Raw genomic sequence first — 23,635 nt, forward strand, 5'->3', positions numbered from 1 at the left:
TCCAGAGGGAGTCATGAGCGCGATCCAAGCATTATCCGAGGCGGCTTCGCCGGGTTCTTTACCTTCTGTATCCGCTGAGGGCAGCAACGCGCCGCCCACCTGGCCGGTCCATTGCTCCACAGAAATGGAAATAACCACACCTGCGGTGGGGGCGGCTGCCGTTGGCTCCACGTTCGAACCACAGGACCACCCTGTGCTGCTGCCTCCCGTGTGGCGCTGCAGCTGCGGCTTCCAACTCGACGCCTGGGTTTCAGGCCAAACCGACATGTCCGAAGAACCCACAGCCTGGGGTGAACCGTTCCCAGCGCTGAGCGGCGCCCTGCACGCATGATCGCGGTGTCACCCGCACGCCCGGCATCAGGCGACGCCAACTTCCTGCCAGCCGGGGAAGTCGTGTTGGAAGGCCGGTTCGACCTCAAGGAGCGGTTGGGCAGGGGCTCCATGGCGGATGTGTTCCGTGCCGTCGACCTCGCCGGCGGGTGTGACGTTGCGGTGAAAGTGGCCGCTGATGCCTCCCCGAAGCATCGAGCCAGGATCGACAGCGAGGCCCGCATCCTGGCGGCGCTGGATCACCCGTCCATCATCACGTTTTTGGGGCAAGGCACTATGCCCGTGGAGGGGCGGTGGTCCGGACGGCCTTACCTGGTGGAGGAATTGGCGCTTGGCTCCTCCCTCGCCGCGACGCTCAGTGGCCCGCCATGTTCTCCCCGGGACGTGGCAACATGGGCCGGGGGCCTGTTTGACGCCCTCGCTTATCTTCACGGCAAGGGTATGGTTCACCGCGATATCAAGCCAGGAAACCTCATGCTGAGTGGATTGCGGCGAAGCCCGGTGCGAGTGGTGGACTTTGGCATTGCCGTGGATGCTGGTGCGGCACCTGAGCCCGGCATTTCCTCGGGCACGGTCCATTACATGAGCCCGGAGCAGGCCTCGGGCGGGGCAGCCCAGCCGTCGTGGGATGTCTACGCCCTGGGGCTGGTCCTTCTGGAGCTCCTGACGGGGACCCGGGCCTATTCCGGCACGGCCGTTGAGTCACTGGTGGCCCGGACCCTGCGCGGGCCCGTCATCCCAACCTCGTTGGGATCCGGCTGGGGTGAGCTGCTGCATGCGGTGACCGCCATGGGCAGCGCAGATCGGCCTTCCGCTGCCGAGGCGGCCGTCAAGGCGCGGAGGCTGGCCAGGTAGCTTGCCACCGGCAGCCGGCCGCGTTGACCACGGGTCACATTTTCCCGGTGGGGTCCTCTGCGGTGGGATCTGCCAGGGCCAGGCCGCCGATGGGGCTGCCGTCCCAGTGAATGAGCTTCCAGCCGGAGTCGGGGTCGCCTTCCACGGCCACGATCCCGGTGTTGGCCAGGACATGACGGGCAACAAAATCAGCGTCCGCGTCGGCGGCGCGCAGGCCTGCCCAGGTGCGGATTGCGGCGCCGTGGCTGACCACGGCGGCAACGGCTGAGTCCCCGTTGCGGGCGGCGCGTTCGGCCACCCGGGCGATGTCGGCGTCGTACCGTTCAAAAAACTCGTGGCCGTCCGGCCCGGCCGGCATCCTGCGCTCAAGGTCGCCGGCAGCCCACGCGAAGACGGTGCCCATATAGCGCATGTGCGACTCGTGGTCGGTCAGTTTCTCCAGTGACCCGGCTTCGATTTCGTGCAGGCCCTCCAGCACCTCAACCTTGAGGCCCTGTTTCCTGGCCAGCGGGGCGGCGGTGATCTGCGTCCGCACCAGCGTGGACGCGTACAACGCCGCGATCTGCTCGTTGGCCAGCGACCGCGCCATGGCTTCAGCCTGCCGCTCACCCAGTCCTGTAAGCCCGGGTCCCGGATGGGCGGTGTCCAGCTGGCCCAGTACGTTTCCGGGGGTCTGTCCGTGGCGGATGAGGAGGAGCTTCATGACTCCAGTTTGGCACTTAAAGCGAAGGCGCCGGGCCCGATTGAGCCCGGCGCCGCCGTCGTACTTCCTGGTTCCCGCGGTTCGCACAAGCTCAACCGCGGGAAGGGTCTTACTTGAGGTGGTCCACCAACTGGTCCGCGATGCCGGTGTACTTGCCGGGGGTGAGGGCGAGCAGCCGCGACTCGGCGTCCTTGGAGAGGCCCAGAGTTTGGACGAATTCCTGCATCCGGGCGGCGTCCACACGCTGTCCGCGGGTGAGGTCCTTGAGGCGCTCGTACGGGTTTTCCATGCCTTCGACGCCGGCGATCGCCTCGGCGCGCATGACCATCTGGACGGCCTCGCCCAGGACTTCCCAGTTGTGGTCCAGGTCGCCCGCGAGGACGTCCTCGGCAACGTCCAGCCGGTCCAGGCCCTTGGCAACGTTGGATATGGCAAGCAGGGAATGGCCGAACGCCACGCCGATGTTGCGTTGGCTGGAGGAGTCGGTGAGGTCGCGCTGCCAGCGGGAGGTCACCAGCGTGGAGCCCAGCACGTCCAGGAGGCCCGAGGAGATCTCCAGGTTGGCCTCGGCGTTTTCGAAGCGGATCGGGTTGACCTTGTGCGGCATCGTGGAGGACCCGGTGGCGCCCGCCACCGGAATCTGGGCGAAGTAGCCGATGGAGATGTAGCTCCAGATGTCCGTGCAGACGTTGTGCAGGATCCGATTAAAGCGTGCGACGTCGGCGTACAGCTCGGCCTGCCAGTCGTGGCTTTCGATCTGGGTGGTCAGCGGGTTCCACGTCAGGCCCAGGCCCTCGACGAAGGACTTGGCCACGTGCTGCCAGTCTGCGCCCGGAACGGATGCCACGTGTGCGGCGTAGGTGCCGGTGGCGCCGTTGATCTTGCCGAGGTATTCAGTCTTGGCGATCCGGTCCAGCTGGCGGGTCAGGCGGTGCGCCATGACTGCCAGTTCCTTGCCCAGCGTAGTGGGCGTGGCAGGCTGGCCATGCGTGCGTGACAGCATGGGAGCCGCGCGGTTGTCTTCGGCCATCTTGCTGATCTGGGCCACGAGGGCACCTGCGGCGGGCAGCCACACGTCCTCCACAGCACCCTTGACGCCCAGGGCGTAGGAGAGGTTGTTGATGTCCTCGGACGTGCAGCCGAAATGGACCATGGCGGTCAGGTTTTCGATGCCGATCGCGGGCAGGCGGCGGCTGATGTAGTACTCCACGGCCTTGACGTCGTGGACCGTGACGGCTTCGATTTCGGCGAGTTCTGAGACGGATGCGGCGTTGAATTCCGTGACGATGGCGCGGAGCTTTTCCTGCTGTTCCGCAGTGAGCGGGCCTGCGCCGGGGAGGACGTTGTTGCTGGTCAGGTGGATGAGCCACTCGACTTCCACGGCTACGCGGTCACGGTTCAGTGCCGCCTCGGACAAGTAGTCAACGAGGGGTCCGACGGCGGACTGGTAGCGGCCGTCCAGCGGGCCCAGGGCGATCGGCTCCGGCGACGCGGCGAGGGCCAGGCGTCCGGAGGGCGTTCGGGTATCAGCTGTGGCGGCAGTTTCAGGCATGTGCTGATTCTTTCACGAAGTCCGGGCGGTCGCTTAAGCGGTCAGTCCGGGGTGGCTTATGCACATAGCCGACTGCGGTGGTTCCGGCGCCTGGGCGGCTTCCGTAGCCTCGGAGTTCATGGGCGACGCGACACGTGATGCGGCAGGCAGCACGGTTCGTCAGCCAAAGGCAGTGCATTGGGCAAGGGGAGACGCGTGGGTGGTGAGATGACGGGAGCTGACGCGGGGCGCATGGCTCGCGCCTATGAGATCCAGCGGTTGGCGTCCCGGCTCGCCCAATGTACTGAACAGGTGGAAACGGTCATGGCGAGGGCCTGGGATATCCAGCTTCTGACGTGGCAGTCGCCTGCCGGGCGGGCATACCGAGATTCCCTGGCCCTCCAGGCGTCCGCGTTGGGACGGGCGCATGGACGGATTACGGACGCCCAGCTCGCCGTGGGCCGCCATGCGCGGGCGGTCGCGGCGTCGGCCGGCACGGCCGCGGGGCGGAACTGATGGCCGAGGTGACGCCGTCGGGCAGTGGGGGGCCCATAGAGCTGACCGGGCCAGCCGTGGACGGAGGGCTGGAAATCAGGGGCGGCCTCGGGGGTATTGCCTTCCAGCTTGAAGAACTCATGGTCGGGGCTGGCAAACTCGATGTCCTTGCGGATGTGCTGGCCGCCGTGGAAGTCGAAATTCATCGCATTTGGGGAGACCTCGGGGCATACCAGAACGATTCGCGGCTGTCCGGGACGGAGGCGCTGATGTCGGTCGGGGAGGCCCAGTGGAGCGTTCAGGCTGTCCGTGAAGAACTGCGGACAATCAGCAGCCAAGTGCGCGCCAGCAAGCAGAACTACGAGGCGGCGGAGGCGTGGGCGAGTGTCGCGCGTGGACTGGGCGGCGGGCTGACCAGTACCGGAACAATGAGCCGGCAGGCACAAGACCTTGGGCTGGGCTTCGTTCCCAACAGGGAAGTGGCCGAACTCGCCGCTGGGCCCTTGGCCATGGTTGCCTTACTGGCTCTCTCGCCGGAACGCTTCTTCATTGCGCTCAGCGTGGACCTGGCGGCAGGGAGGCACATTGCGGCCGCGGTTCCACTGCTTACCGGTATGTTCGGCAGCGCGGCCAGCAGTCTCCGGCCGCGTCCGGTCATCGCGGACCGCAAAGAGTCATTGTCTGTGGAGTTCGATGGCTCTCCAGCCGCCCTTCTGGAACGTGCCCGGATCATCGATGCGCGGGGCGCGGGCTACATCGAGGTTATCGAAGTGGATAACGGCGGCCAGAAGGCCTACGTGGTGGTTATTCCCGGAACGCAGGCCGGAGGAGAAGTGGGCGGGACCAACCCCTTCGATGAGGCAGGCATTGCGGAGGGCCTGGGTAACCGTTCCGCGGAAGTGAAGGCGGCCATACTGGACGCTTTGCAGTCCGCCGGCGCGGAGAAAGGGGCTTCGGTGGTGGCAGTCGGCTACAGCCAGGGCGGGATCCACGCCATGAATCTTGCCGCCGATGAGCTGTTCGTCAACGATTACGACATGAAATATGTGCTGACGGCAGGGTCTCCCGTAGGTGGCATCGTTCCGGCCGCAGCCGTCAGTTCCCTACATCTGGAGCATAGACAGGATTGGGTGCCCGGGGCTGACGGAACACCGAACCCGGACACCAGAGATCGGGTCACGGTAACGCTGAGCAGCCCGGTGGCCACGCAGGAGGGTGAAGACTTAGGCCTCGGTCCGGGCCACAGGCTGGCGAATTACCAGGACGCTGCACGCCTTGTGGGTGCCAGCGACGATCCCACCCTGAAGGATTCCACAGCTGTCCTCGCCGGTGTGCTTGGTGCCGGCGGAACGGCCACGGCCACGCGCTTCTCCTTGACGCGGACCAAGGCTGAAACGGTGAGTGCGCCCGGGCCGAGGCTGCAACCCACGCGCCAGCCCTCACCACAGCAATCGGAGTCGGGCTGGCCGGTCGCGTAGGGCAGCAGCTAACTGCAAGAGCTGCGCCAGGCAGCAGGCCTGGCCAACCTGCATCGTGGCTTTAGCGCCTGCGGCCGCCCGGCACCCTTCCCGCGACGAGCGAGATGAGGGTGATGATGATGGCCGCGAAGACCGCTGTCCAAAAGAACGAGTCGATGGTGAAATACACCGGTGTGTAGCTGCTGAGCCAGGACGTCAGGTACAACATGGCGGCGTTGATGACGATTGTGAAGAGGCCCAGCGTGAGGATGGTGATCGGCAGGGACAGGAAGCTGACCAGGGGCCGGACAAACGCGTTAACCACGCCGAAGATCAGGCCGATAAACAGATAGGCAAGGATGATGCCGACAGTCTCCGTGCCCTGGTTTACGCCCGTGCTGACCACAGCCTCGGTAGTAGCGGTGGTGGAAATATCAAGGCCCGGCAGGATCCAGCCGGCAATCCAGAGGGCCAGTCCGTTGATGAGGACCCGAACAATGAAGGAGAGCATAAGCCAATGCTGTCACATGCGGACTGTCCCTCGGCCAGCCCTGCGGGCCGCCCTGCGGAACCGCAGCGAATCCACTGCGGACACGGATTCATTCCTGCCCACGGGATGGTCGAAGAGAGACACTTCCACGACGTCGTACGTCTGCAAGGGGGCCTGGGCGAGCTGAGCCTCCGCCGGGAGTTCAGGCATCCGGCTCATTTCGGCTGCAGGTACCGTCAAAAGTATCCGGTCCTGCACCCAGCATGCAGGCATGCCCAGCAAAGTAGGCTGGTTTCATGACGTCATCAGAGATCCGGTCCGGGGAAATCCGGCCCCGTCCAGTGGTGGACCGGCTTCCCCGTTACACCGCAGGAAAGCCCCCGGCCGCCGTGGACGGTTTGGCAAGCTACAAACTTTCCTCCAACGAGAACCCGTTGCCGCCACTCCCGGCAGTGCTTGAGGCCATCGCTGGCCAGACAGACTTCAACCGTTACCCGGACCCGCTCAGCACTAAGCTGCGTATGGCGCTCGCCGAATTCCTGGATGTCCCGGCGGCGGACATCGTCACCGGCGCCGGCAGCCTCGGGGCACTGAACCAACTGCTCACCACGTTCGCCGGCCAGAACGACGACGGCAAAGCTGACGAGGTGATCTACGCGTGGCGCTCCTTCGAGGCTTATCCCATCAGCGTGGGCCTGGTGGGTGCGGAAAGCGTCCGGATCCCGCTCACAGCAGACGGACGCCATGACCTTGACGCCATGGCCGCGGCTGTCACCGTTCGGACTAAAGTCATTCTCCTTTGCACGCCCAACAACCCCACTGGTCCCATCCTGACCACCGCCGAAATGGAGTGGTTCATCCAGGCCGTCCCGGCGGATGTGGTGGTGGTCATCGATGAGGCATACCAGGAGTTTGTCCGCGCCGAGGATGCTGTGGATGGCATCGCGATGTACCGCAAATACCCCAATGTGGTGGTGCTCCGGACGTTCTCCAAGGCCCATGGCCTCGCTGGCCTAAGGGTGGGCTACAGTGTCTCGAACCCGGCGCTGACCCAGTACCTGAGGGTGGCAGCCACGCCCTTCGCCGTCTCGCAGGTTGCCGAACAGGCCGCGATAGTTTCGCTGCAGAACTACCCTCAGGTTGTAGAAAGGGTACAAAGCATCGTGGACGAGCGCGCCCGGGTGACTTCCGGGTTGCATGACCTGGGCTGGTCAGTTCCCAACGCGCAGGGCAACTTTGTCTGGCTGGATCTGGCCGAAAACAGTGGGGAATTCGCCGAGCTGGCAGGGAAGCAAGCACTTTCGGTGCGCGCCTTTGGCAGCGAGGGAGTGCGTGTCAGCATCGGCGAACCGGAAGCCAACAGTCGGTTCCTCCAGCTCTGTGCGAACTACACAAGGCCGCCACGGCATTCCTAGCGCCTAACCTGCGTCAGGAGCGGCGCCTACTGAAGATAAAGTAAGGACCAGAAAGCCACCATATATGCCATCAGCGGAATGCATTCCCCGCGCGGCATATATCCCAGCGAGATTGCGGCGCATCCGCGTGCGGCAAGCAAGGAGACGGTATGGGCGCCACACATCTGCCCTCCACCGAGTTCAATGGAACAGCGGTAGACGACCAGCTCGAGGCCGAGGCCGAGGCCCGGCTGGGTGATCCCGTCGAGCCCATGGTGCAGTTGCTGGCGCCCGACGGTACCCTGGGCACAGACCCGGTTTTTTCGCCATACGCGGACCGGCTGGACGGCGACAAGCTCCGTGGCTTTTACGCTGATATGGCCACGATCCGCCGCTTTGATGTCGAGGCCACTGCACTCCAGCGCCAGGGCCAGCTCGCGCTCTGGGTTCCGCTCACCGGCCAGGAAGCCGCTCAGATCGGTTCCGGACGGGCCAGCCAGCCGCAGGACTACATCTTCCCGACTTACCGGGAGCACGGTGTGGCACTGACCCGCAATGTGGACCTCGCCGAACTCCTGCGCCAGTTCCGCGGCGTCTCCAACGGCGGCTGGAACCCTCAGGACACCAATTTCCACCTCTACACCCTGGTCCTTGCCGCGCAGACCCCGCACGCCGTCGGGTATGCGATGGGGATCCAGCGCGACCAGAAAATGGCGGCTGCGGCGACTGATGCAGCGGCAGACCGCCCGGCCGAGCCGAAGGCCGCAGTCATGGTCTACTTCGGGGACGGAGCCAGTTCCGAAGGCGACGTCCACGAATCCATGGTGTTTGCCGCCTCCTACAACGCGCCGGTGGTGTTCTTTTGCCAGAACAACCACTGGGCCATCTCCGTGCCCAGTTCCGTACAGACCCGGATTCCGCTGTCCAACCGTGCCAAGGGCTATGGTTTCCCGGGCATCCGCGTGGACGGCAACGACGTCATCGCCGTCCACGCCGTAACCGAGTGGGCATTGGAGCATGCCCGCGAGGGCCACGGGCCTGTGCTCATCGAAGCCTTCACCTACCGGGTGGGCGCCCACACCACAGCCGATGACCCCACAAAATACCGGGAGTCAGCCGAAGAAACACTCTGGCGTGCCAAAGATCCCCTAGACCGCCTGGAAAAGTACCTCAGGGCCCAAGGCTTGGCGGACGACGCCTTCTTCGAGCAGGTCAAGGCCGACGGCGACGACCTCGCCGCCTATGTGCGCAGAACCACGCATGACCTGGAAACCCCGGACATCCGGACCGCCTTCGCCAACACGTACGTCGAAGCGCACCCGTTGGTGGCCGAGGAACTGGCCTGGTTCGAGGAGTACAGCGCAGGATTCGCGGACGAAGCCGACGCCGGCGGCGCCGGGCCTGACAGGGCCAAAACCGATGACGCAGGGACAGGAGCGGCCCGCTGATGACCACCATGACCATAGCCAAGGCCATCAACGAAGGCCTGCGCGCCACCCTGGGCAACAACCCCCGCTCGCTGCTGATGGGCGAGGACATCGGCGCCCTCGGCGGCGTCTACCGTGTCACGGACGGCCTCCTTGCGGAATTCGGCGAAGACCGCGTGGTGGACACCCCGCTTGCGGAGTCCGGCATCATCGGCACGGCGATAGGACTCGCCCTGCGCGGCTACCTGCCTGTCTGCGAGATCCAGTTCGACGGCTTTGTCTTCCCCGGTTTCAACCAGATCACCACCCAGCTGGCAAAGATGCACGCGCGCAGCAACGGCAACCTGTCAGTTCCCGTCGTGGTCCGCATTCCGTACGGCGGCGGCATCGGCTCAATCGAACACCACTCGGAATCACCGGAGGCGTTGTTCGCCCACACGGCGGGCCTGCGCATCATCACGCCGTCCAACGCCCACGACGCCTACTGGATGATCCGGCAGGCTGTCGAGTGCCAGGACCCCGTGATCTTCTTCGAACCGAAACGCCGCTACTGGCTCAAGGGGGAGGTTGACACGGAATCCCCGGGTGCGTCGGCCGATCCCTTTAAGGCCCACGTGCTGCGCGAGGGGACGGACGCCACGGTGGTGGCCTACGGTCCCCTCGTCCCCGTGGCCCTCGCCGCGGCGGAGGCCGCCGCAGAAGACGGCCGCAGCGTCGAGGTCATCGACCTCCGCTCCATTTCGCCGATCGACTTCGACACCGTCACGGCCTCCGCCAAGAAGACCGGCCGCCTCGTGGTGGCCCATGAAGCCCCGACGTTCGGCGGCATCGGCGGCGAGATCGCGGCCCGGATCAGCGAACGCGCCTTCCTGTCACTGGAGGCTCCCGTGATCCGCGTTGGCGGCTTCCACATGCCGTACCCCGTGGCTAAGGTCGAGGAAGACTATCTTCCCGGCATCGACCGCATCCTGGAGGCGCTGGACCGCGCCTTGGCCTACTAAGCGCCCGGCCCCGCCTGCGCTCGCCGCAAAACTCGTCGCAAAAGAGGACATCATGACGCTCAACAAGTTCAACCTGCCCGACGTGGGCGAAGGTCTCACGGAGGCGGAAATCGTCGCCTGGAAGGTTAAGCCGGGGGACATGGTGGCCGTCAACGACGTCCTCTGCGAGATCGAGACCGCGAAGTCGCTCGTTGAGCTGCCGTCCCCTTTTGCCGGCACTGTCACCGAACTGCTGGTCCCTGAGGGCGTGACCATCGACGTCGGCACCGCCATCATCAGTGTCTCGGATGCCCTCTCGGGGGACCCGAGCCCCGCCGATGTCCCGGCGCCCGCCACTCCCGTCCAGCCGCTGTACGGCAAGCTTCCCGCGGACGACGGCGACTCGTCCGGCGTTGCCCTTGCCGGCGGACCGCTGGTGGGATCGGGTCCCAAGGCGGACGCCCTGAAACGGCGCCCCCGGAAGGCGGCTCCCGCCGCCACCAGCTCAGTGGTCGAGCCTGCCGAGAACCGCCCAGCCACGGGAGCGGTCACCCGTCCGCCGGTGGTCAATCCTCGTGCGACCCAGGCAATTACCGGGGCGGTCGATACCCGTCCCACGCTGGGTGGAACCATCACCGGCCTCGTGAACCGCGTCCTGGCCAAACCACCCGTCCGCAAGATCGCAAGGGACCTGGGGATCGATCTCGCCGACGTGGTGGCCACCGGTTTCCGCGGGGAAGTGACGCGCGAGGACCTGGTCAGCTACCAGTCCCAGCGCGATGCAGAGCTGGACAAAGCCGACGGGTTCTGGGGCAAAGCCGGCAAGCCGCAGGGCCAGCGGATTGAACGGATCCCCGTGAAGGGGGTCCGGAAGGCGACGGCCAAGGCCATGGTGGAGTCGGCTTTCGCGGCGCCCCACGTGAGCATCTTTGTTGACGTTGACGCCAGCCGCACCATGGAATTCGTCAAGCGGCTGAAGGGTTCGCGCGATTTTGAGGGGATCAGGGTTTCTCCGCTGCTGATCCTGGCCAAGGCCGTCATCTGGGCCGCTGCCCGGAACCCCAGCGTCAACGCCACCTGGGTGGACAACGTGGACGGCACCGACACCGCCGAGATCCAGGTCAAGCACTACATGAACCTCGGCATCGCAGCGGCCACCCCGCGCGGACTGATGGTTCCGAACATCAAGGACGCGCAGGATCTTTCGCTCAAAGAGCTGGCGCTGGCGCTGAACAACCTGGCCACCACGGCGCGCGCGGGCAAGACCCAGCCGGCCGAGATGCAGGGCGGTACGCTCACCATCACCAACATCGGTGCGCTGGGAATCGACACTGGAACACCGATCATTAATCCGGGCGAAGTGGCCATCGTGGCCTTTGGAACCATCAAGCAGAAACCGTGGGTGCTGGACGGCGAAGTCATTCCGCGCTGGATTACCACGCTCGGCGGTTCCTTCGACCACAGGGTGGTTGACGGTGACCTGTCCGCCCGCTTTATGGCCGACGTCGCCGCCATCCTTGAGGAGCCGGCGCTCCTTCTTGACTAGGAAGAACAAGTCCGTGGACCCGGCCGCCGTCCGGGGTAGGAACCGGGCGGCCAGATGGCTGACCGAGCTGTTCCAGCCTCCGGTGGTGGTGACGCTGCAGCTGCTCATCAGCTCCGTGATCGAACCGGGCTTCCCGGGCACACTGGGGTATGGCGCGCTGGCGGCCCTTTTTGTCTGCGTACTTCCGCTGTTCGTGCTGCTCGCCCTCGTCAGGCTGGGCAAGGTCTCCGACCATCACATCAGCAACCGCCACCAGCGTGCACCCGTGCTGATTATGGCGCTGGCATCTGTCATCGCGGGGCTGGTGGTGCTGGAAACCGTCGGTTCGCCGCGCAGCGTGGTGGTCATGGTGCTCGCCCTCGTCGCTGGCATCGTAGTGCTGGCCGCAGTCAGCCCGTTCTGGAAGATCAGCGGACACGCGGCGCTAGAGAAGCCAGCCGCGCAGAAGCAGCCATAAACAGGGCATCACTATCGCGCCGAAGAGTGAGCCGGCCATCGCAGGCTCGGGTTCGAACGATTCGAAGGCGCCGGGCTGGATGATCGTACCGGGGACGAACTCAATGAACGCGTCGCCGGCGCCGTCTTTGTTGTCGCGCCTGATCCAGCCGGAGATGTCCACGGGCTCCGTGCCCGCGTTGGTGAGAGACTCTCACCCCTTAGAAGGGGTGTGCGGAGTAGGCCGTAAGCATCTCGACCATTTCAGGATCACCGGCCCAAGTCCCCGCCAGGGCCGCGGACGTTCCGAACAGCAGGCCGACAACGATCAGGGCGGCGGCTGTGACGGCAGCGAAGAACTTCCGGTCCTCGCGCAGGACACTCCGTATGGTGGCCGGGAGGCGAAGATCCGGCGAGATGAGGTTGGGTGCGCTGTCCACGGAGCCGTCATCCAGAAGCGCAATCACCCGGCCGCTGCCGTGGTCCACCCGCATGGAGCAGATGTGGTTGCCGTGGCGGGCGAGGAGGATGTCGTGGCCAACAAGCTGGCGGCGCTGGAGAGTAAGCAAGGAGGGCCCCTTTGGCTGAGTGGGAGGTGGTTGTCCGCTCCGTTGGGGGCACTTCGATTTTATCGCCTCGGCTGTGCCGGATCCGGCCTCAAAGGGGTGAGAACAGACACCATGCACCGGATAGGTGTGGCCGGTGCATGATGTCAGGTCATCAGTTAGTCGGCGTCATAGGTGTTGGCGATATAGACGTCGCAGGTGGCATTGTGGGCAACACTGTTGGCCACACTTCCGAGCACACGGCCAATGCCGCGCATCCGCCGGTTGCCCACCACGATCATCCGGGCGCCAAGGCGCTCGGCTTCGCTGATCAGGGCGTCGGCCGGCTTGCCGCGAGCCGCCGAGTAGGTCACCTTGATTGAACCGGCCAGGGCATCGGCAACGGTCTTGGCCACGTGCTCGGCGCCGTCGGCATCGGAAACGATCCACCGGTCGCTGCCGGAGCCGAAGACCTCGGTGCGGTCGCTGTCGAAGGCTGAGACCACGTGCAGCGAGGAGCCGACGGCGACGGCGAGATCCCGCGCCGCTTCGGCGGCCTTCTTGGCAGTTCCGCTGCCGTCAACGCCCACGACGATTATTCCGCTCATGCTTTGCACTCCTTGGTAGAGATGAAATAGGCCATAGTTCAGTCCGGCCAACGTTACAACGCTGCGACGGAATCCCGCAGTACCCCGGCCAACTTGCGGACACCTTCCTCGATGGCGGCCGGCGGCACGGCGCTGAACGCCAGCCGCAGCCTGTTGGAGGGTTCATCGGAGGGGGTGAAGGCAGCCCCAGGGATAAAGACGACACCGGCGTCGATCGCCTTTTGCAGCAGGGGGTACGTGTCCACGCCCTCCGGCAGTGTGACCCACACGAAGAAGCCACCCTCGGGGCTGGTCCAGCTGGTGCCGGCCGGCATGTGTTCGTCCAGCGCCGTCAGCATCGCTGCGCACCTTTCGGCGTAGAGTCCGCGGTAGGTTTCGATCTGGCCCTTCCAGTCGTAGTCCCGGAGGTACGCGGACACCAACATCTGGTTGAGGGTGGGCGGGCACAGTGTGACCGACTCGGACGCCAGATAGTAGCGGCGCTGGAGATGTTCTGGGACAAGGGCCCAGCCGATGCGCAAGCCGGGAGCGAAAATCTTGGAGAAGGAACCCAGGTAGATTACGTCGGTGGCGTTGGCTGCGCGGAGTGGTTCAAGTGGCTCGCCTCTGTAGCGCAGGAGGCCGTAGGGATTGTCCTCCAGCACCAAAATATTCGCCTTCCGGCATATATCCACAATCTGTTGCCTGCGATCCCCGGCCAGGGTAATTCCGGAGGGGTTGTTGAAGTTGGGAATGGTGTAGAGGAACTTGATGCTCTTTCCTGCCGTCTGAAGTGCTGCGATCTTTGCCTCCAACAGCTCGGGCACAAGGCCTTCGTGGTCCATCTCCACGGCGGCCACCTCCACTTGGTACGACTCGAACGTATTGAGGGCACCAACGTAGGTGGGGTCCTCCACCAGCACCACATCGCCAGGGTTGCAGAAGACCTTCGTGGCCACGTCCTGGGCCGACTGGGAGCCTGCCGTTATCACCACGTTCTGCGGCAGGGCATCCGGGATTCCTTCGGCCGCCATGACCTCGCAGATCTGGGTGCGCAGTTCTTCGGTCCCCTGCCCGCCGCCGTACTGGAGCGCGGTCAGCCCGTCGTTGGCGATGATGCCGGCGGCCGTGGCTGCCAGCCGCGCCAGGGGAAGGGACTGCAGGTAGGGGCTGCCCCCGGCGAGGGACACGAGGCCGGGGCGCAGCGAGATGTCGAAAACGTCCCGGACGGCGGACTGCTTAATATTGGCTGCCCGCTCCGAAAACAGCGCCTCGTGCGGATGGGCCGAGCGGTGGGCGGACGTGGCGGCTCGTTCGATGGCGTCAATGGCTTCGGCTGGGAGCGGCACTTCTGCAGCGTCAAGTGTTTCGTGGGTCACGTCCTCAGGATACAGCCGACAGTTGCCAATAAGGCAACACCTGTTGTTTCTTGAACTTGCCCCAACGCGCCGACGGCGTTACCTGAGGCTCAGGGTTTTGGCGAGGCCCACGCCATTGACGTAGACCTCAGCGCGGATGGCGCCCACTGACGCCACGGCGGTCTGCGTGAGTTGGGCCTCGACCCGTGGGATGTCGCACACGCCGCCCGGACGGAGCTTTCCGGCCAGGTAGACGGTGACGGTGGTGCCGTCGAACGTCCCGGACAGGAATGTCAGCGTGGAGGACGCCAGTGCGTTGTGCAGCCCGGGCGCAGGCTCTGCGGATCCGTCCAGCAGAGCGTTCATGGCGGCGGCCAGCGGGTCGGCGGATCCTCTCTCGGAGCGGCGGACGCTGGCCAGGCTGTCATTGCAGCCAAAGCGAACCCCGCCGGCGCCGCCGTCGTCAAGCAGCACGTAGTAGGCCGTGACCGGCCTGGCCCCGGTCTGTTGGCTGGGCGGCCCGGCGGGTCTCCCGGCGGAGGGCCGTCCCGGCGGTGCCGCGGAGGCCTCAGGGCTTGGCGAAGGCCGCGGCTGGGCGGCGCCGGACAGGGACCCCGGCACCCGTGCAGTGCTTCCGCCGGCATCCGGGGTGCTCCCGTAGGCGGAGGGTACCGCAGACTGTTGCGGGGGCGGCGCGGCGGCTTCGGCTTCAACAGGCGTTGTCAGGGGCGGGGGAGGTGCCTGCGGCTGGGGCGCCGGGACCAGAACTGCCGCTGCGGACTCTGTGGGTTCAACCGCGGTGGCCCCGGCGGGGATGCTGCCGCCGGCGAATGGGACTGAGCCGGGATTGCAGGAGCCGAGCAACAGCGGAAGAGTCAGCGCCGCCGCCGTCGCCATGAGTCCCCCGGCCGTCCGTGTGCCTGCCATGTCCGCACCGCGTTCCCATTCCCGTGCTTACCGTGCATTAACGTTACGGCGCTCTCGGGGCGCTGAACATGTCCGCGCGGTACCGGTTGGGGCAAGAGTTGGTCACGCAGGCGCCAATGGTCACTTGCATGCTCACGGTGCGGTAACAAAATACCGGCACAGACTGATGCCCCGGGCACCACTTGGGTGTCCGGGGCATGCAGTTGGCTTGATCGCGGGCTTACGCCTGCGGCGGCCCTACGCTGCGGGCTGGGCGGCGGTCAGCGCGTCGAAGACGCCCTTGATCTGCTCAACAGCCTCGGCGTCGTCCTTCGGGTGCAGTTCGGCGAAGCGGACCATGGAACCCGGAACCGCCAGCTTGACGTCCTCCAGGACCTGGGCGCCGGCGATGCCGACGGCCTTGCGGGCCTCGTCCTGGGCCCAGACGCCACCGAACTGGCCAAAGGCGGTACCGACGACGGCGGTGGGCTTGCCGGACAGGGCGCCTGCACCGTAGGGGCGGGACAGCCAGTCGATGGCGTTCTTCAGCGATGCCGGAACCGTGCCGTTGTGCTCCGGGGTGACCAGGAGGAGGGTGTCGGCATCGTTGGCGGCGGCGCGGAGGGCGGCCGCTGCGGCGGGGACCTGGCCTTCGACGTCGATGTCCTCGTTGTAGAACGGGATGTTGTCCAGGCTTTCGTGGATGACCACGTCAACCTGCTCGGGGGCGTTCAGCTGGCCCAGAACCGGCATGACGTACCCGCAGCTGTTCTCTGGCAGCGCCACGTGGAGATCCTGCTGCGGGAGGAAGGGATGGACGCGGACCCCGCACTCATGGCCATGGCGCTGATGGCCACGCTGGAACCGGAGCGGCTGTTGCACGCCGTCCGGGCCCGGGGCCTGGCGCCGGAACGGTTGACAGCCTCGTGGCGCGAACTTGTTACACGGGTGATCGGCGGCCAATAGGATATTCCAGATTCCGGCATCGCCCAGTCAAATCAGTTTTAAGGAATTATTCATAACGATCTGATACGGGCCGGCGGTTTTGGTGCAATGGCGCGCCCCGCGGCTCCGTGTATGTGGTACTTTCCTCTGGACTGTGACCCGTAACATGGTCCACTATCCGGGCGTGCCTGGGGTCGCTGGAGGCCAGCGACGCGCTGGTGGACACCCGGCAGCAGCAAGATCCGCAGGCTGCCGGACATCGGAAGGATCTGGAACATGGATGAAGTCAAGGCAAGTTATCCGGTGGCCCACCAGGACGAGCCGCTGGGGATTCCTTCCGCACCCCGAGCGGCCTCGATCCTGAGATAGACGCCATATGCTCCGGTACCTTGCCAAACGTGGCATCACCTACATTTTTATGATTTTCCTGACCACTTCGGCCGGATACTTCCTGGCGGTCAGCTCCCTCAAGCCAGCCCTCCTTGAACAGGAGCGGATTCCCCGGCCCACCCCTGAGCAGGTGGCCAACTCCATGCGCCTGAAGGGGCTGGACCCGGATCTCAGCCCGTGGGAGCGCTACGTGGAGTGGCTGATAAGCATTGTGACCCGTTGGGACTGGGGGCGCAGCCCCAACGGCGCCTATATCAACGCCGAATTCGGCGACCGCGTCTGGATCTCCACCCGGCTCTTCCTGGCTGCCATCATTCTGACGCTGGTCATCGGCGTTGCCCTCGGCGTGTATTCGGCGGCCCGCCAGTACAAGTTCCAGGACCGGGCCATCACGTCCTACAGCTACCTTGCCTACATCGTGCCCGCACCCATCGCGTACTTCCTGGTGCAGTTGGGTGCCATCAACATCAACGAGACCGTCGGTGAACGCATCTTCTTCGTCACCGGTATCTCCACTCCCGGCATGGCACCGGGGTGGGGGCAGTTCGTGGACATGCTGGCGCACTATGCGGTACCCACCATCGCCATCACCCTGGTCGGCTGGGGTTCGTATCAAATCGCGCAGCGGCAGTACCTGCTGGACAACGTCAACGCGGACTTTGTCCGGACGGCCCGCGCCAAGGGCCTGACCCGCAACCAGGCCATCTCCAGGCACGCCCTTCGGGTGTCGTTTATTCCCGTCGCCCAGAGCATCGCATTTACCATTCCCGCCATTTTTGCCGGCGGCTTCTTCGCCGAGAAGATCTTTGCCTGGCCCGGAGTCGGGTCCTGGAGCATCGACGCCATCTCCCTGCAGGACGTCAATGCTGCCACGGCCACCCTTGCTTACGGCTCGGTGATCTTCGCCCTTGGCGCCATCCTGGCCGACTTCGCCACAACGCTTGTTGACCCGAGAGTGCGGGTGCAGTAACCATGACGAACCTCAACGCCGTTGACCCGGCAGCTGTTGCCCAGGACGCGCATCTGGAGAGCACCGATGCGGTGATCGGCAAGTCCACCATCATCTTCCGCCGCTTTATGCGCAATAAGACGGCGGTCGCGGGGCTGGCGATATTTCTGGCGCTGACCGTCTTCTCCTTCGTGGGCGGCTTTTTCACGCAGTGGGACAAGGAGACCATCGATCCCTTCAACATTGCCATGCCACCTTCCGGGGAGCACTTCCTGGGAACGTCGCAGGCGGGCATAGATCTCTACGCCATGACCGTTGAAGGCACCCGCATCTCCATCCTGATCGGCCTGATCGTGGGACTCGTTTCCGTCCTGATAGCGGCAGTGTACGGCTGCACTATGGCCTATTTCGGCGGCAAAGTGGACAGGGTCATGCTCTTTGTCCTCGAAGCGCTCATCATGATGCCCGCCCTCCTGGTGGTGGCGGTTGCCACGAGCGGCGGCGGCGCGAACTTCAAGCAGAACCTGCCGTCCTGGCTGCTGCTGATCATTGTGCTCCTGGTGTTCAGCTGGATGGGTACCGCCAGGCTGATCCGGTCCATGTCCATGTCCCTGATGCAGCGGGACTTCGTGAAGGCGGCCCAGTACATGGGTGTGCCGCCGCGCCGGATCGTGTGGCGGCACCTGGTGCCAAACATCGGGTCACTCCTCGTCCTGGACGTCACCCGGGGCGTCACCGGAGCCATCCTCGCCGAAGTCGCGTTTTCCTTCATCGGTATCGGCATCAAGGTTCCCGATATCAGCCTTGGCGTCCTGATCGGCGGTGCCTCATCGCAGGTCCAGACCTTCCCGTGGATGTTCTGGGTTCCCCTGATGGTGATGTTTCTGCTTACCGGATCGCTGGCCATGATGAACGATGGCCTGCGGGACGCCTTCGATCCGAGCTCCAGTTCAGTGGGCAAAGCCAGGAAGAAGCGCGGACAGGGGAAGGGCAAATGAGCAACGGAACCTTCATTGAGCCGGCTGACGCCGCCCGGACGACCGTCGAACGGCTCCACGTCGCAGGCCTGAACGCGCCGTCGGACGCCGTGCTGTCCGTCCGGGACCTAAACGTCAGCTTCAACACCGAGAACGGCTCAGTGCACGCGGTCCGCGGTGTGGACTTCGACCTGCTGCCGGGCAGGACGCTGGGAATCGTGGGGGAATCCGGGTCCGGCAAATCGGTGACGTCGCTGGCGATCATGGGCCTCTTGCCGGCAACGGCGGAGATCTCCGGCTCGGTCCGGCTCAACGGCAAGGAACTGCTTGGCCTTAGCGACAAAGCCATGTGTGCGCACCGCGGCAACGACATGGCCATGGTGTTCCAGGACCCGCTCTCCTCCCTCACCCCGGTGTACACGGTGGGAGCACAGATCGCCGAGGCCCTGACCATCCACAATCCGGGCATGAGCAAACTGGCGAAGGAAGCCCGCGCCGTCGAACTTCTGGCCATGGTGGGCATTCCCAGCCCAAAGAACAGGCTCAAAGCCTTCCCCCACGAGTTCTCCGGCGGCATGCGCCAGCGCGTGATGATCGCCATCGCCATCGCCAACAATCCCCGGGTGCTGATCGCGGACGAGCCGACGACGGCGCTGGACGTCACCATCCAGGCTCAGGTGCTGGAGGTGCTGCATACGGCGCAGGAGGAAACGGGCGCCGCCGTCGTGATGATCACCCACGATCTGGGCGTGGTGGCGGGCATCGCCGACGACATCATGGTGATGTACGCCGGGAAGCCGGTGGAAACCGGCGGAGTGGACGACATCTACTACAACCCGCGGATGCCGTACACCATGGGCCTGCTCGGCGCGGTGCCTAGGGTGGACGTCGCGGAGAAATCCTCGCTCGTCCCCATCGACGGGATCCCGCCGAACCTGCTGCACACGCCCACCGGCTGCTCCTTTGCGCCGCGCTGTCCGTTGGTCACAGACGCCTGCCTCGCCGGCGAACCGCCGCTGCTGGCAGCCGACGGCAACGCCGGGCACAGGGCGGCCTGCATCCGGTCCGACGAGCTTGGTGCGGGTGCGGATGCCCTGGAAATCTTCTCGGCGCCTCCGGTTCCGATGTCCCGGTTTGACGCCATTCCCCGCGGGAAACGTGCCACCGTGCTGGAACTCAGAGACGTCCGCAAGCATTTTCCGCTGACCAAGGGCGCCCTCCTCAAGCGACGCATCGGGACCGTCAAAGCGGTGGACGGCCTGAGCTTCGACATTCGCGAAGGCGAATGCTTTTCCATCGTTGGGGAGTCCGGTTCCGGCAAAACCACCACCCTCCTGGAAATCATGGAGTTTCACAAGGATCAGGACGGCGAGGTGGTCATCGGCGGCATCAGCAATAAGCAGGCCGTCGATGCCAAGGCCAAGGGTGCCATGCGCAGGGAAATGCAGATGGTCTTCCAGGATCCCACGGGAGCCCTCGACCCGCGTTTCACCGTCTACGAGGTCCTGGCTGAACCACTCCAGAACGCAGGCATGGACAGGCCGGCCATCAAGAAGCGCATCATGGAACTGATGAAGCTTGTGGGGCTGCAGCCTGACCACGTCAACCGGTTCCCCAACCAGTTCTCCGGCGGCCAGCGGCAGCGCGTCGGCATTGCCCGTGCCCTTGCGGTCAACCCGAAGCTCGTGGTCCTGGACGAACCGGTCTCTGCCCTGGACGTTTCGGTTCAGGCCGGGGTCATCAACCTCCTGGACAAGCTCCGTGCCGAGTTGGGCCTCAGCTACTTGATGGTGGCGCATGACCTCTCCGTGGTCCGGCACATCTCCGACCGCGTGGCTGTGATGTACCTCGGCAAGATCGTGGAAATCGGCGAGGTGGCCCGGGTCTTTGACAACCCGCGCCATCCGTACACGCGGGCCCTGCTGTCAGCCATCCCCGTTCCGGATCCGCAATTGGAGCGCACCCGCGAACGCATCATCCTGCAGGGCGACCCTCCCTCGCCACTGGACGCCCCGAAAGGCTGCAACTTCGCCACCCGGTGCCCCGTATATACTGCGCTTCCGGCCGCGAAGCAGGAAAAGTGCCTCACCCTCGAGCCGCCACTGGAAGCTGTGCGCCCTTCTGCCGCCGTGCAGGCCCTCGAAGCCGGACCCACCGCGCCCCTTGACCAGCAGTTCGCCTGCTTCTTCCCGGACGGGGAGCTGGAGCCGGACATGGTGGTTGTCTACGACCGGGTGGACCACAATGCACCCTAGCTTTCATACACTCATCACAAGCACCACCCGCACTTATGAAGGGAAAATTATGAGGAATCTGACCAAGATCGGCGGAGCCGCGGCCATTGCCGCGGCCCTCACGCTGACGGCCTGCGGCGGTGGAGGCTCGCCCACCGGACCGGAAACCGCTAAGGGTCAGGGGGCAGGCAGCGACCTCTCCAAGCTCATCAGCATTAACGAAAAGCCTGCAGCCGATCTCCAGCAGGGCGGCAAGGTCACCCTGCCGCTTGGCAGCATCGGGCCGGACTTCAACGGGTTCTCCAACAACGGTAACAGCTCGGACAACTCCGCACTGATGGCCCCGATAAATCCAGTCGCGGTCACAGGTGGAGGCATTGGCGGCTGCTGGAAGGTCGACTTCGCGGGTAAGGTCACGCCCAACAAGGAATTCTGCGAGTCTGTGGACAGCAAAGTGGTCGACGGCAAGCAGACCATCACCATCAAGGTCAATGACAAGGCCACCTACAATGACGGCACGCCGATCGACGTCAGGGCTTTCCAGAACACCTGGAACGTCCTGAAGAGCCCCGACGCGGGCTACGACATCGTCAGCTCCGGTGCGTACCAGTTCGTTGAATCGGTGGAGGCCGGCAGCAGCAACAAGGAAGTCATCGTCAAGACCACCCAGCCGGTCTACCCCATTGACTCCCTCTTCTTCGGCCTGATCCACCCGGCCGTGAACACCCCCGAGATCTTCAACGAAGGTTTCAACGGCAATATGCACCCCGAGTGGATGGCCGGTCCCTTCAAGCTGAACCAGTACGATGCTGCCGCGAAGACGGTCAGCCTGGTACGCAACGACAAGTGGTGGGGCACTGAACCGATCCTGGAAAGCGTGGTCTTCCGCCAGTTGGAGACGAGCGCACAGGTCGCTGCTTTCAAGAACGGCGAAATCGACGGCATGTCGGCCAACACCATCTCCCTCTACAAGCAACTCGACGGCACCAAGGACGCAGAGGTTCGCCGCGGCCAGCGCCTGTTTGCCGGCGGCATGAACATCAACGCCAAGAGGATCACCGACGTCGACGTGCGCAAGGCGATCTTTGCCGCGGTTGACCGCGAGGCTCTCCGCAAGGTGCGCTTCAACGGCCTGAACTGGGAAGAGCCCAGCTCCGGCTCCATGATGCTCCTGCCCTTCTCCGACTACTACCAGGACAACTACCCCGTGAAGGAAACCGGCCCGGACGCAGCCAAGAAGGTGCTCACTGATGCCGGCTACACACCCAACTCCGCGGGCATCATGGCGAAGGACGGCAAGCCTGCCGCCTTCAAGATCAGCAACTTCGGTGACGATCCCACCACCCTCGCCTTCACCCAGACCCTGCAGAAGCAGCTCCAGGCCGGCGGCATGGATGTTGGCATCGATCAGCGAGCATCTGCCGACTTCGGCAAAGTCCTGGGCTCACGCGAGTTCGACCTCAGCGTCTCGGGTTACACCGTGGGCCCCGACGCCACGGATGCCGTCAAGCAGTACTACGACTCCAAGACCGACCTGAACGGCTTGGGCGATGCCGAGCTGGACAAGAAGATCGCCGCCCTGGCCTCCATCGAGGACAACGCCGAGCGCAACAAGGCAGCAATGGACGTTGAAAAAGAGCACATGGCGAAGTACTTCTCCATGGGTGTGGTGATGAACGGCCCGCAGATCTCATTCGTTCGCACCGGCCTCGCCAACTACGGCCCGTCCCTCTTCCAGAGCCTGTCCCAGGTTCCGGACTGGACCACCCTCGGCTGGGTAAAGAAGTAGAACTCCCGCCCCATCGGACGCTCTCTCACGTGTTGCTGGTTTTTCCCGGACGCTCGCTCACCGTCGGGCCGTCGCCGGTCAACGACCCTTAAAGGGTGCGAGAGCGTACGTCCTAAACATGCAGGAAGTGAGAGAGCGTGCAGGTAGCGTTTACCCTATGACCTGGCCTGAACCTGAACGCACCATCCGGACGGCCGTCGTCGGTTATGGCCTCTCCGGAAGCGTTTTCCACGCGCCGTTCATCGCGGCGGACAGCCGCTACTCGCTGGAAGTCATCGCAACGTCCGACGCCGGCCGCCAGGCTGCCGCAACGGAGCGTTACCCGGGCATCAAAACCGTGCGCGACGGCGGTGCCGTCCTTGAGCTGGCTGGTGACCTTGACCTCGTGGTGCTGGGGACGCCGCCGGCCACCCATTTCCCGCTAGCCAAGGCTGCGCTGGAGGCCGGCCTGGACGTTGTGGTGGACAAGCCCTTCGCCGTCAGCAGCGCCCAGGGGCAGGACCTCATCGCGTTGGCTGAACAGCTGGGCCGGGTCCTTACGGTCTTCCACAACCGGCGTTGGGACGGGGATTTCCTGACCGTCCGCAAGGTTCTGAATGGCGGCGCGCTGGGCAACGTGACGCGCTTTGAATCCAGCTTTGAGCGCTGGACTCCCCAGATTTCTAAAGCCTGGAAAGCCAGCGCGACGGCGGCAGACGGCGGCGGTGTGCTGTTCGATCTCGGCACCCACCTGATCGACCAGGCCCTGCAGCTGTTCGGGCCCGCCACGGTGGTCCATTCTGAACTTCGAATCCGAAGGCCCGAGGAGAAGGCTGACGACGACGCGTTTGTGGTCCTGCGGCACGAGTCGGGCGTCCTCAGCCACCTGGCCATGAACAAGCTCTGCGCCCAGCAGGGTCCCCGGTTCCGCGTCCTCGGCTCCACCGGCGGTTTCACCAAGCACGGGATCGACCCGCAGGAACCGTACATCGTGGCCGGAGGCAGCCCGCTGGATTCAGATTACGGCGTTGAAGCCCCGGAATGGGCGGGTGTGCTGGGCCGCGACGGCCACCTGGACGCATTGCCCACCGAACGCGGCGCCTATCCGGAGTTCTACCGGCTGCTGGCGGACAAGATCCGCGCCGGCGGAACCACCTCCGTACTGCCGCTCCCGGTAGACCCAACAGCCGCCGTCGACGTCCTTAAACTCATAGAAGGAGCACGGGACCTGGCTTAAACTGAAGTTACGTTGGTCCTTTCCTCGTTTTCCTTCTGGATTCCGGGGGAAGGACCATTTTTGTACCGACATTTGTAGCCACTAAATTATTTTGAA

The 23,635-nt window shown here is 64.7% G+C and carries 24 protein-coding genes; 14 read left to right on the forward strand and 10 right to left on the reverse strand.

All coding sequences use genetic code 11. From position 1 onward, the window contains the following. Nucleotides 1–327: 327 nt before the first annotated feature. Entirely contained in the window at nt 328–1,185 is an 858-nt protein-coding gene (locus ABIB45_RS16730; RefSeq protein ID WP_502909160.1) for a serine/threonine-protein kinase, read from the forward strand. Between the two features lie 34 nt (nt 1,186–1,219). On the opposite strand, the gene ABIB45_RS16735 is transcribed toward ABIB45_RS16730, so the two are convergent. Together ABIB45_RS16735 and purB are read right to left on the reverse strand one after the other, a co-directional pair. After that, nucleotides 1,220–1,888 (reverse strand): histidine phosphatase family protein, encoded by a 669-nt coding sequence (locus ABIB45_RS16735; RefSeq protein ID WP_354216966.1) that lies wholly within the window; start codon nt 1,886–1,888, stop codon nt 1,220–1,222. Between the two features lie 109 nt (nt 1,889–1,997). Then, a complete protein-coding gene (purB, locus tag ABIB45_RS16740; protein WP_354216967.1) occupies nt 1,998–3,440 on the reverse strand; it encodes an adenylosuccinate lyase in 1,443 nt (480 codons plus the stop codon). A gap of 231 nt (nt 3,441–3,671) precedes the next feature. On the opposite strand from purB, the gene ABIB45_RS16745 reads away from it, so the two are divergent. After that, complete coding sequence (locus tag ABIB45_RS16745; RefSeq protein WP_354216968.1) at nt 3,672–3,935, forward strand: hypothetical protein; 264 nt, start codon at nt 3,672–3,674, stop codon at nt 3,933–3,935. Next, entirely contained in the window at nt 3,935–5,392 is a 1,458-nt protein-coding gene (locus tag ABIB45_RS16750; RefSeq protein ID WP_354216969.1) for a hypothetical protein, read from the forward strand. The genes ABIB45_RS16745 and ABIB45_RS16750 overlap by 1 nt, the downstream gene beginning before the upstream one ends. A 61-nt stretch (nt 5,393–5,453) precedes the next feature. Here ABIB45_RS16750 and ABIB45_RS16755 read toward each other — a convergent pair whose 3' ends face one another. Then, nucleotides 5,454–5,882, reverse strand: a complete 429-nt coding sequence (locus ABIB45_RS16755; RefSeq protein ID WP_354216970.1) for a phage holin family protein — start codon at nt 5,880–5,882, stop codon at nt 5,454–5,456. A 12-nt stretch (nt 5,883–5,894) separates the two neighbouring features. After that, a complete protein-coding gene (locus ABIB45_RS16760) occupies nt 5,895–6,071 on the reverse strand; it encodes a hypothetical protein (RefSeq protein ID WP_354216971.1) in 177 nt (58 codons plus the stop codon). 86 nt (nt 6,072–6,157) lie between these two features. Here ABIB45_RS16760 and hisC point away from each other — a divergent pair, with 86 nt between their 5' ends. The 5 genes from hisC (at nt 6,158) to ABIB45_RS16785 (ending at nt 11,665) form a co-directional block, all read left to right on the forward strand. Beyond that, on the forward strand, nt 6,158–7,276 hold the full coding sequence (gene hisC / locus ABIB45_RS16765; protein ID WP_354216972.1) for a histidinol-phosphate transaminase: 1,119 nt from the start codon (nt 6,158–6,160) through the stop codon (nt 7,274–7,276). Nucleotides 7,277–7,425: 149 nt separating this feature from the next. Continuing rightward, nucleotides 7,426–8,703, forward strand: coding sequence for a thiamine pyrophosphate-dependent dehydrogenase E1 component subunit alpha (locus ABIB45_RS16770; RefSeq protein ID WP_354216974.1), 1,278 nt, complete (start codon nt 7,426–7,428; stop codon nt 8,701–8,703). Then, nucleotides 8,703–9,683, forward strand: coding sequence for an alpha-ketoacid dehydrogenase subunit beta (locus ABIB45_RS16775; protein WP_354216975.1), 981 nt, complete (start codon nt 8,703–8,705; stop codon nt 9,681–9,683). Before ABIB45_RS16770 ends, ABIB45_RS16775 begins: the two co-directional genes overlap by 1 nt. 52 nt (nt 9,684–9,735) lie before the next feature. Continuing rightward, nucleotides 9,736–11,208, forward strand: a complete 1,473-nt coding sequence (locus tag ABIB45_RS16780) for a dihydrolipoamide acetyltransferase family protein (protein ID WP_354216976.1) — start codon at nt 9,736–9,738, stop codon at nt 11,206–11,208. Next, nucleotides 11,201–11,665: a hypothetical protein gene (locus ABIB45_RS16785; RefSeq protein WP_354216977.1), complete on the forward strand. Its 465-nt coding sequence runs from the start codon at nt 11,201–11,203 to the stop codon at nt 11,663–11,665. The genes ABIB45_RS16780 and ABIB45_RS16785 overlap by 8 nt, the downstream gene beginning before the upstream one ends. Here the strand turns inward: ABIB45_RS16785 and ABIB45_RS16790 are convergent. The 6 genes from ABIB45_RS16790 to ABIB45_RS16815 form a co-directional block, all read right to left on the reverse strand. Beyond that, nucleotides 11,633–11,827: a hypothetical protein gene (locus tag ABIB45_RS16790; protein ID WP_354216978.1), complete on the reverse strand. Its 195-nt coding sequence runs from the start codon at nt 11,825–11,827 to the stop codon at nt 11,633–11,635. The two genes, ABIB45_RS16785 and ABIB45_RS16790, sit on opposite strands and share 33 nt — an antisense overlap. Nucleotides 11,828–11,864: 37 nt before the next feature. Then, nucleotides 11,865–12,212: a hypothetical protein gene (locus tag ABIB45_RS16795; protein ID WP_354216979.1), complete on the reverse strand. Its 348-nt coding sequence runs from the start codon at nt 12,210–12,212 to the stop codon at nt 11,865–11,867. Between the two features lie 155 nt (nt 12,213–12,367). Beyond that, nucleotides 12,368–12,796, reverse strand: a complete 429-nt coding sequence (locus tag ABIB45_RS16800; protein WP_354216980.1) for a universal stress protein — start codon at nt 12,794–12,796, stop codon at nt 12,368–12,370. Nucleotides 12,797–12,849: 53 nt separating this feature from the next. Next, nucleotides 12,850–14,154, reverse strand: coding sequence for an aminotransferase-like domain-containing protein (locus tag ABIB45_RS16805; RefSeq protein WP_354216981.1), 1,305 nt, complete (start codon nt 14,152–14,154; stop codon nt 12,850–12,852). Between the two features lie 78 nt (nt 14,155–14,232). Beyond that, entirely contained in the window at nt 14,233–15,060 is an 828-nt protein-coding gene (locus ABIB45_RS16810) for a hypothetical protein (RefSeq protein WP_354216982.1), read from the reverse strand. Between the two features lie 237 nt (nt 15,061–15,297). Beyond that, nucleotides 15,298–15,792 (reverse strand): NAD(P)H-dependent oxidoreductase, encoded by a 495-nt coding sequence (locus ABIB45_RS16815; RefSeq protein ID WP_354216995.1) that lies wholly within the window; start codon nt 15,790–15,792, stop codon nt 15,298–15,300. 33 nt (nt 15,793–15,825) lie between these two features. Here ABIB45_RS16815 and ABIB45_RS16820 point away from each other — a divergent pair, with 33 nt between their 5' ends. The 6 genes from ABIB45_RS16820 (at nt 15,826) to ABIB45_RS16845 (ending at nt 23,539) form a co-directional block, all read left to right on the forward strand. After that, nucleotides 15,826–16,005 (forward strand): hypothetical protein, encoded by a 180-nt coding sequence (locus ABIB45_RS16820; RefSeq protein WP_354216983.1) that lies wholly within the window; start codon nt 15,826–15,828, stop codon nt 16,003–16,005. 355 nt (nt 16,006–16,360) lie between these two features. After that, a complete protein-coding gene (locus ABIB45_RS16825; RefSeq protein WP_354216984.1) occupies nt 16,361–17,344 on the forward strand; it encodes an ABC transporter permease in 984 nt (327 codons plus the stop codon). Between the two features lie 2 nt (nt 17,345–17,346). Then, on the forward strand, nt 17,347–18,321 hold the full coding sequence (locus ABIB45_RS16830) for an ABC transporter permease (RefSeq protein ID WP_354216985.1): 975 nt from the start codon (nt 17,347–17,349) through the stop codon (nt 18,319–18,321). Beyond that, nucleotides 18,318–20,555: an ABC transporter ATP-binding protein gene (locus tag ABIB45_RS16835; protein ID WP_354216986.1), complete on the forward strand. Its 2,238-nt coding sequence runs from the start codon at nt 18,318–18,320 to the stop codon at nt 20,553–20,555. Before ABIB45_RS16830 ends, ABIB45_RS16835 begins: the two co-directional genes overlap by 4 nt. A gap of 49 nt (nt 20,556–20,604) precedes the next feature. After that, entirely contained in the window at nt 20,605–22,323 is a 1,719-nt protein-coding gene (locus ABIB45_RS16840; RefSeq protein WP_354216987.1) for an ABC transporter family substrate-binding protein, read from the forward strand. Between the two features lie 157 nt (nt 22,324–22,480). Next, a complete protein-coding gene (locus ABIB45_RS16845; RefSeq protein ID WP_354216988.1) occupies nt 22,481–23,539 on the forward strand; it encodes a Gfo/Idh/MocA family protein in 1,059 nt (352 codons plus the stop codon). Nucleotides 23,540–23,635 lie beyond the last annotated feature (96 nt).

The sequence above is a fragment of the Arthrobacter sp. UYCo732 genome (genome assembly GCF_040547265.1).
Classification (GTDB): domain Bacteria; phylum Actinomycetota; class Actinomycetes; order Actinomycetales; family Micrococcaceae; genus Arthrobacter.